Below are 2,663 nucleotides of genomic sequence, written 5' to 3' on the forward strand. Positions count from 1 at the left end.
AGATCTGTATAAGAGACAGACCTGGGAGATGCTGAGGCTGGAAGGCCACAGCGGACGGCCAACGGGACACCGGACGCCCGAGCGGCGTCGGGCGGAGCCCCTGGGACCAACGGGTCGCGACGACCAGGTCAGGGAGGACCAGCGCAGCGATGGCACACGACCCGCCGAGTACCGGGCCCACCGGACAGGGGGGCCGGCCCCCACACGCCCGGAACGAACCCGCCGGGCCGACCCCGACCGCGTGGGCCCTCCCCGAGGAACTTCGCCGAGCCTTCGCAAGGACCCTGGTCAAGGCGGTACGCGTGGGCGGCGGCTACGGCGGCGGGATCTACCTGCTCTCCGCCGACGGCCGCTCACTGGTACTGGTCATGGTGACCGGGATGCCCCGCTCCCTGGTGCGCTCGTGGTGGCGGGTTCCGCTCAGCGGCCGGCTGCCGGCCGCTGAGTGCTTCCGCACCGGCCGCGGCGTGTTCCTGAACGACGCGGAGGAGCGGGTCCGACGCTTCCCCCAGTTCGCCGCGGCACTCCCGTACCCGTTCGGCTCACTGTGCGTACCGGTCAGGGTGGCCGGAGAGGTGCGGGCGGTGGTCTTCGTGGTGCGCGCCGCCGTCGGCCGCGCCGGGGCGGCCGGAGTACAGCGCCGCCGACTGCGCGCGGTGGTCAACCGCCTCGGCACCGCCCTCGCCGGCCACGTCACCCCGGGCGACTCGCTGCGCTACGACGGTGAACCGATCGCGGTACGCCTACCCGGAGAGACGATCACCGGCGTACGGGTCGGCCTCTTCCAGTGGGACCTGGAAACCGGGACGATCAACGCCGACGGTGAGTGCTGCGCGATCCTCGGTATCCGACCGGGGGAGTACCAAGGCCCCGTGAGCGGGGTGACGGGCCGGGTGCTGGCGGACGACCGACACGAACTGGAGGCGTGCGTCGAGGACGCGGACCGCGCCGGCCGGGTACTGGGCCGCCGCTTCAGGGTGCTCGACCGCGGTGGCCGGCCCCGATCGGTGGAACTGTGGGGAAGAGTGGCCCGCGGCGGAGACGCCGCCGGAGGAGGCCGACTGGTCGGGGTGGTGGTCGACGTCGGCCAGAGCGCCGCCGCGGTGGAGGCTGCTGAGCGGCTCCCTGACGGAGTGTTCTCACTCGACCAGGACGGACGCCTGACTTACGCCAACCGGCGGCTCGAGGAACTGCTGGGCGTGGCGCGGGACGAACTGGTGGGCTGTTACCCGTGGGACGTCGTGCCGTGGCTGTCCGACCCCGCCTACGAGGACCGGTACCGCTCGGCGATGCTCTCCCAGGAGTCGACGTCGTTTGTGGTGTGTGATCCGGCGGGGGAGAGTCTGGTTTTCTATCTTTTTCCGGATGTGCATGGCTTGACGGGGCGTGTTGTCCGTAGTGGTGTGCCGAGTGGGCCGGAGTTGTCGGGTGGTGGGTTGGTGCAGCCGCCGGTGGGCTTCGGTTCTGCCGCGACTGGTCCGGGTGCGCTTTATCACATTGTGCATATGGCGAGCGTGCTCACTGAGGCGGTGACGGTCCGTCAGGTGTGCGATGTGGTGGTTGACCAGCTCCTCCCGTTGTCCGGCGGCCGGGAGATGGCGATCTATGTCGTCCGGGACCGCCGGATGTACCTGGCCCGTCAGTCCGGCTACCCTGACGGCTTCCTCGACGAGTTCGAAGGCGTCGCGCTGGATGCGTCACTCCCTGGAGTGCAGGCGTTGACGCAGGGGGTGCCGATGTTCTTCGAGTCCCCGCGCCAGTTGCTGGCTGCCTACCCCGGTATCCCGCTCGACGAGATGAGCGCATGGGCGTTTGTCCCGCTGATCGCCTCCGGCCGCCAGGTGGGTTCGTGCATCCTCGGCTTCGACCGGCAGCGGGTCTTCAGTGCTGAGGAACGCGCGGCGCTGACGGCGTTGGGCGGCCTGGTCGCTCAGGCGCTGGAGAGGGCCCGGTTGTTCGATCTGGAGTCCGCGCTCGCGCGCGGTCTGCAGCGTGGGCTGTTGCCCCGCCGTTTCCCCGAGGTGCCCGGCGTCGTGGTCTGCGCCCGCTACCTGCCCGGCACACAGGGCATGGAGATCGGCGGTGACTGGTACGACGTGCTCACCAGCGAGCGGGGAGTGGCACTGTGTATCGGCGACGTCGAGGGCCACAACGTGGCGGCGGCCGCCGTCATGGGTCAACTCCGCAGCGCGGTCGGGGCGTTGGCTGGCGCGGGCCTGCCTCCCCAGGAAGTCATGCGTCGCGTGAACCGGCAGCTCGCCGACGCGGAGTCCGGGCTCTTCGCCTCCTGCTGCTACGTGGAACTGGACCAGTCCTCGGGTGAGGCCACCATGGTCCGCGCGGGCCACCTCCCCCCGGTCCTGTGCCACCCGGACGGAAGAACGGAAGTGGTGGACGCGCCGGGCGGCACACTGCTCGGCGTCCTACCCGACGCCGAGTACCCCGCCACCACCTTCCGCCTCGCCCCCGGCGACCTGCTCGCCCTGTACACCGACGGACTGGTGGAAGAACCCGGAGAGGACCTGGAGCACGGCATCGACGCTCTGCGGACACGTCTGGCACACACGGCGACCGCTTCCCTCGACGAGCTCGCCGACCGCCTGGTCGGCGAGGCCCGCCGCAACACCGACCGCCCCGACGACATCGCCCTCCTCCTCGCCCAC

At 70.7% G+C, this 2,663-nt stretch carries 1 protein-coding gene; it reads left to right on the forward strand.

Features of this window, described 5'->3' with window-relative positions:
• Positions 1 to 149: 149 nt before the first annotated feature.
• A partial coding sequence (locus tag FNX44_RS25875; protein ID WP_143651403.1) for a SpoIIE family protein phosphatase occupies positions 150 to 2,663 on the forward strand: 2,514 nt, incomplete at its 3' end.

It is taken from the genome of Streptomyces alkaliterrae (assembly GCF_007097205.2).
GTDB classification, from domain to species: Bacteria; Actinomycetota; Actinomycetes; order Streptomycetales; family Streptomycetaceae; genus Streptomyces; species Streptomyces alkaliterrae.